General features: G+C 72.1%; 7 protein-coding genes. All 7 read left to right on the forward strand.

Going from position 1 to position 5,511, the window contains the following annotated elements:
* Positions 1-92: winged helix-turn-helix domain-containing protein (locus KBA23_RS15425; RefSeq protein ID WP_290742740.1), on the forward strand; the 92-nt coding region annotated here is incomplete at its 5' end.
* Positions 89-1,432 carry an ATP-binding protein gene (locus KBA23_RS15430; protein WP_290742726.1) on the forward strand — a complete coding sequence of 448 codons (1,344 nt, stop codon included), beginning with the start codon at positions 89-91 and terminating at the stop codon, positions 1,430-1,432. The genes KBA23_RS15425 and KBA23_RS15430, both read left to right, overlap by 4 nt.
* A gap of 126 nt (positions 1,433-1,558) precedes the next feature.
* A complete protein-coding gene (locus tag KBA23_RS15435) occupies positions 1,559-2,188 on the forward strand; it encodes a TetR family transcriptional regulator (protein ID WP_290742742.1) in 630 nt (209 codons plus the stop codon).
* Positions 2,185-3,348, forward strand: coding sequence for an efflux RND transporter periplasmic adaptor subunit (locus KBA23_RS15440; RefSeq protein WP_290742729.1), 1,164 nt, complete (start codon positions 2,185-2,187; stop codon positions 3,346-3,348). The genes KBA23_RS15435 and KBA23_RS15440 overlap by 4 nt, the downstream gene beginning before the upstream one ends.
* Complete coding sequence (locus tag KBA23_RS15445; protein WP_290742732.1) at positions 3,345-4,478, forward strand: ABC transporter permease; 1,134 nt, start codon at positions 3,345-3,347, stop codon at positions 4,476-4,478. The genes KBA23_RS15440 and KBA23_RS15445 overlap by 4 nt, the downstream gene beginning before the upstream one ends.
* A 3-nt stretch (positions 4,479-4,481) precedes the next feature.
* Positions 4,482-5,195 (forward strand): ABC transporter ATP-binding protein, encoded by a 714-nt coding sequence (locus tag KBA23_RS15450; protein WP_290742734.1) that lies wholly within the window; start codon positions 4,482-4,484, stop codon positions 5,193-5,195.
* Positions 5,192-5,511: hypothetical protein (locus KBA23_RS15455; protein ID WP_290742737.1), on the forward strand; the 320-nt coding region annotated here is incomplete at its 3' end. The genes KBA23_RS15450 and KBA23_RS15455, both read left to right, overlap by 4 nt.

Genomic DNA, 5,511 nt, shown 5'->3' on the forward strand with positions numbered 1-5,511 from the left:
TCGAGGCCCATGTCAGCCGGCTGCGCAAGAAGCTCGGGGCGGGCGTGATCGAGACCGAGCGCGGCCTCGGCTACCGTCTTGGCAGCCCGTGAGGATGCAGCGCAGCCTGCAGGGCCGGCTGGGCCTCTCGATCGGCCTTCTCCTGACGCTGCTGTGGCTCGGCGCCGCGGCGGTGACCGCGCTCGTCGTGCGCGGCGAGCTCGACGAGGTCTTCGACTCCGCGCTGCAGGAGACGGCGCAGCGGCTCCTGCCGCTGGCGGTCATGGATGTGGTCGGCCGCGAGGAGGGCGACCTCGCCCAGCGGCTCGCGGCGGTCCGGCAGCACGACGAGTTCTTCACCTACGTCGTACGCGACGCGGACGGGCACGTCCTGCTGCAATCCCACGCCGCGGACCCGGCGGCGTTCCCGGCCTATGCCGGACCGGGATTCGCCCGGACGCCGACCCACCGGCTTTACAGCGAGGAGGCATTGCAGGGCTCCGTCCGGATCACCGTGGCCGAACCGCTGGCGCACCGGGCGATGGTGGCGCGCGAGGTCCAGATCGGTCTCGTGCTCCCTCTCGTCCTTGTCATCCCGGTTGCACTGGGCGCCGTCGTGCTCGCCGTGCGGGCCGGCATCGCGCCCGTGCGGCGCTTCCGCGAACGGCTCGAGGCGCGCACGGCCCGGGATCTGTCGCCGGTCCCCGCCGCCGATCTGCCCTCCGAGATCGCGCCGGTGGCGACGACGCTCAATGCCCTTCTCGCGCGCCTCAAGACCGCCTTCGATGCCGAGCGCAGCTTCGCCGCCAACGCCGCGCACGAACTCCGAACGCCGCTTGCCGGCGCCATCGCCCAGGCGCAACGCCTGCGGACCGAAACCACCGACCCGGCCGCTCGCAGGCGCGCCGCGGACATCGAAGCGACGCTGAAGCGGCTGACGCGGCTTGCGGAACGCCTGATGCAGATGGCGCGCGCCGAAGGTGGCCGAGTTCGGCTCGACCACAGCTCGGATCTGCGCATCGTGATCCGCGCGGTCGTGGGGGACTTCGGCGGCATGGCCAGTCCCGACCGTGTCAGCCTGTCGCTTCCCGACCGGCCGGTGATGTCGGACATCGACCCCGACGCCGCCGGCATCCTGTTGCGGAACCTTCTCGACAACGCGCTGCGCCACGGCAGCCCGGACGCGCCCGTCGCGGTGACGCTGCGCGGGGACGGAGAGCTGATCGTCGCCAACGCCGGCCCGGCTCTGCCCCCCGAGACGCTGGCCCGCCTGACCGGCCGCTTCGAACGGGCGAGCAGCCGGTCCGACGGCAGCGGTCTCGGCCTCGCGATCGTCGCCGCGATCGCCGGGCGGATGGGCAGTCCGCTCGTGCTGACCTCGCCGCGACCCGGCAGTGACGGCGGGCTGGAGGCGCGGGTGAAGTTGACCGGACCCGCCCTGCGCGCCGATTGACCGCCAGACCTGCTCGGGGCGCGCGTCCCTCGCGGGGTGGTCCGTGGCAGGTCCGTGGGCGCAACGCTTGAAACCGCGCCCGGGGTCGCCTAGTTTGTGAGTAGTCACTAACCAAGCGTGAGCGAGATGCGGCGTCGCCTGCCCGCTGGACAGCGAAGGACGGAGATCCTCGAGGCCGCGATGCGGCTGGCGGACGAGGTGGGTCCGGATCGCCTGACCGTCGAGGCGATCGCCGGCGCGGTGGGGCTGACCCAGCCGGGGGTTTTCCGGCACTTTCCCGCCAAGCAGGCGATATGGGAGGCGGTCGCCGAGGTGATCGCCGAACGGATGACGACTGCCTGGGACGATGTGCTCGCGCGGCCGGGAGAGCCGGAGGACCGCTTGGCGGGGCTCATCGGGGCGCAGCTGCGCCTCATCCAGGCGACCCCGGCCATTCCCGCGATCCTCTTTTCGCGCGAACTGCACGTCGCGAACGACGGGTTGCGCGAGAGCTTCCTCGCGCTGATGCGCCGGTTTCACGGCGCGGTCGCGGGCGAAATCCGGCGGGCACAGGATGCCGGCGCGTTTCGCCGCGACCTCGCCGCGGACGACGCCGCCTTTCTCCTGATCGGGCTGGTCCAGGGGTTGGCGGTGCGCTGGTCGCTGACCGGGCGGGCCTTCGCCCTGGAAGCGGAGGGGGCACGGCTGCTCTCGGTCCAGCTGGGGCTGCTGCGCGGGTCGTCCGTCGCACCCGTCGACAGCGAGGCGCTCGCATGAAGGCGCGCTGGACCTGCCGGCTCGCCGGCCTGCTCGTTCTGGCGGCCCTTCTGGGCGGGGCATATGCGTTCCTCGCGGCGCGACCTGTCGCGGTCACGATCGTCGAGCCGGAAGAGAGCACCATAATCCGGGTGTTCGGCCTCGGCACCGTCGAGGCCCGGATCGTCTCGAAGGTCGGCTTCGAGGTCGGGGGCGCCCTGATGGAGCTGGCGGCCGATCACGGCGATCTCGTCGCGAAGGGCGACAGTCTTGCCCACCTGGACGCGGCCGAGCAGGAGGCGCGGGTCCGGCGGGCCGAGGCGGCGAGCCTCGCCGCCGAGATGACCGTGAGGAAGGCCCTGGCAAACGTCGAGCGGGCGCGCGCGGTACTGGCCCAGATGCGGGGTGAGAACGAGCGCCAGCGGACCCTCCTCGGCCGGAATGCCGTGTCGCATCAGACCGCGGAACAGGCGCAGCGCGACGAGGACGTCGCGACGGCCGACCTGTCCGTCGCGCTGAGCGAGGTCGAGGTCGCCAGGGCGCAGGTCGCCGATGCCGGGGCGGCGCTCGCCTACGAGCAGGCGATCCTCGCCCATCACGTGCTGGCGGCGCCCTTCGACGCCGTGGTCGTCGAGCGGCATGTCGAGGCGGGGACGGTGGTCCAGCCCGGCGAGGTGATCTTCACGCTGATGGCGCCCGACAGCGTCTGGGTGCTCGCCTACGTTGACGAGGCGCGGGCCGGGGCGATCGAGGAAGGCCAGGCCGCCGAGGTCCGGCTGCGCTCGCAGCCGCGGGCGAGCTATCCCGCGACCGTGCAACGGATCGGCATCGAGAGCGACCGGGTAAACGAGGAGCGCCGGGTCTGGGTCAAATGCGGGCAATGCCCGCCGCGGATCCATCTCGGCGAACAGGCAGAGGTCTGGATCACCGTGGCGCGGTTGGAGCGGGCGCTGCTCGTGCCCGAGATCGCGGTCAGCCGGTTCGACGGCCGCGCGGGCCGGGTCTGGATCGTCGAGGACGGCCGCCTGTCGCAGGCCGATCTCGACTTCGGCCTCCGCGGCGAGGACGCGCGTCTCGAGGTGGTCGGCGGCCTGCCGGAGGGCGCCCGGATCGTGGCGGCCCCTGTCACCGGCCTCGGGGAAGGGCGGAGGGCCACCGTGCGCGGGGGGGCCGGGCAATGAACCTCGCCTGGCGGGACGTGCGCCACAACCTGTTCCGCTTCCTGCTGACCTGTCTGGGCCTCAGCCTGCTCATGGCGGTCGTGCTGTCGATGATCGGCATCTACAACGGCCTGGTGATCGACGCGCTGACCATCGTCCGGGCCCCGGCCGCCGATGTCTGGGTGGTGGAATCGGGAACCCAGGGGCCCTTCGCGGAGGCATCGCGCATTCCCGGCGACACGCGCGCCTCCATCGCCCGGCTGCACGGCGTGACCGAGGCCGGCAGCGTGACCTACCAGACCGCCGAGGTCGACTTCGCCGGGCGCACGCACCGGCTCTATCTCGTCGGCTTCGAGCCCGGCCGCCCGGGCGCGCCCCTGGCGCTCGTCGCCGGCCGGCCGATCGGACGCAGCCATCACGAGATCATCGCCGACTCCGGCGCCGGGCTGGCGCTGGGCGACCGCGTCCCCCTCGGGCGGGACAGGTTCGAGGTCGTCGGTCTCGTCGAGAACCAGGTGAATTCCGGCGGCGACCCGGCGATCTACCTGCCCCTGCGCGACGCCCAGATCCTGCAGTTCGAGCTGGCGCCGCCGGCGGCCCGTGTCCAGACCGCCCGGGGCGCGCCCCCCCAGAGCGAGAACACGGTGAACGCCGTGCTGGCCCGACTCGACCCGAACGTCGCGCCCGACGCGGTGGCGGCGACCATCCGGCAATGGAAGCATCTCTCGGCGTTGACGCAGGCCGATCAGGAGCTGCTGCTGACGAGGTCGGTCGTCGACCGCGCCCGGCGGCAGATCGGCCTCTTCATGGGCATCCTGCTCACCGTCTCGGCCGTCGTCATCGCGCTGATCATCTACACCATGACCATGGAGAAGCTGCGCGAGATCGCGACGCTCAAGCTGATCGGCGCGCCCGACCGCACCATCGTCGGCCTCATCGTCCAGCAGGCGCTGGCGCTCGGCGCTGTCGGCTGGGTCTTCGGGCTGGCGCTGGTGCTGCTGATCAAGGACTACTTCCCGCGCCGCGTGGTGCTGGAGCCGGTGAACGCGCTGGCGCTCGCGGCGATCATCGTCATCGTCTGCATCGCCGCGAGCGGCCTCGGCGTCCGCGCCGCGCTGAAGGTCGATCCCGCGACCGCGCTGGGGAGCTGAGCCATGGGGCAGGGCGCGCGCGAGACCCTCGTCGAGACCGCCGCGATCTCCAAGCATTTCGGCGAGGGCGAGACGCGCGTCGACGCGCTCCGCGAGGTCAGCCTGACGGTGGGCGCCGGCGAAGTCGTGGCGCTGCTCGGCCCGTCGGGCTCGGGCAAGACGACGCTGCTCAACGTCATCGGCTGCATCCTCGAACCCGATGGCGGCCGCCTGCGCCTGGACGGGGAGACGGTCTACGACGACCGCTGGCTGCGCCAGGATCTCCGGCGGCTGCGCCTCGACAAGATCGGCTTCATCTTCCAGTTCCACAACCTGCTGCCCTTCCTCGACGCGACCGACAACGTGGCGCTGGTCCTGCGACTGGCCGGGCGGGAGCGCACGGCCGCCCGCGGGCGCGCCACCGAACTGCTCGACTATCTCGAGGTCGGAAACCGCAAGGATTCGATGCCGGCGAACCTGTCGGGCGGCGAGGCGCAGCGGGTCGCGATCGCCCGGGCGCTGGCAAACAGCCCGCGCATCATTCTCGCCGACGAACCGACCGCCGCGCTCGATTCCAGGCGCGCCGGGATCGTCATGGACCTCTTGCGCAAGCTCGCGGCCGAGCAGGACGCCTGCATCATCGCCGTGACCCACGACGAGAAGATCTACGACCGGTTCGACCGGATCTTTCACTTGCGCGACGGCCGATTGGAGCCCCGGGAAGGAGCCAGCACATGACATCCACTCGCAAAGTCCGGTCAGGATTGCGGATCGCCGCCGGCGTGGCGGTGCTGTTCGGCCTGCTGACCATCGCCGCGGGCGGCCGGGCGCTGTTCGGCGGCCCCGAAGCCCGCGCCGCGGTCGGCGACGCGGTGCCCTTCGTGCTCTGGTTCAACACCCTGGCAGGCTTCGCCTATGTGCTGGCCGGCGCGGGCCTGTTCGCGCGGCGGAGATGGGCGGCCTGGCTGTCGGCCGCGATTCTGGTGGCCACGCTGGCCGTCTTCGCGGCCTTCGGCTTCCATGTCCTGCAAGGGGGCACCTACGAGGCGCGCAC

The organism is Amaricoccus sp. (assembly GCF_017995835.1).
Classification (GTDB): domain Bacteria; phylum Pseudomonadota; class Alphaproteobacteria; order Rhodobacterales; family Rhodobacteraceae; genus Amaricoccus.

Bases quoted from the DNA above. Each gene is read 5' to 3' on its own strand.
- KBA23_RS15435 (WP_290742742.1), top strand. From the start codon at position 1,559: ATGCGGCGTCGCCTGCCCGCTGGACAGCGAAGGACGGAGATCCTCGAG.
- KBA23_RS15440 (WP_290742729.1), top strand. From the start codon at position 2,185: ATGAAGGCGCGCTGGACCTGCCGGCTCGCCGGCCTGCTCGTTCTGGCG.
- KBA23_RS15445 (WP_290742732.1), top strand. From the start codon at position 3,345: ATGAACCTCGCCTGGCGGGACGTGCGCCACAACCTGTTCCGCTTCCTG.
- KBA23_RS15450 (WP_290742734.1), top strand. From the start codon at position 4,482: ATGGGGCAGGGCGCGCGCGAGACCCTCGTCGAGACCGCCGCGATCTCC.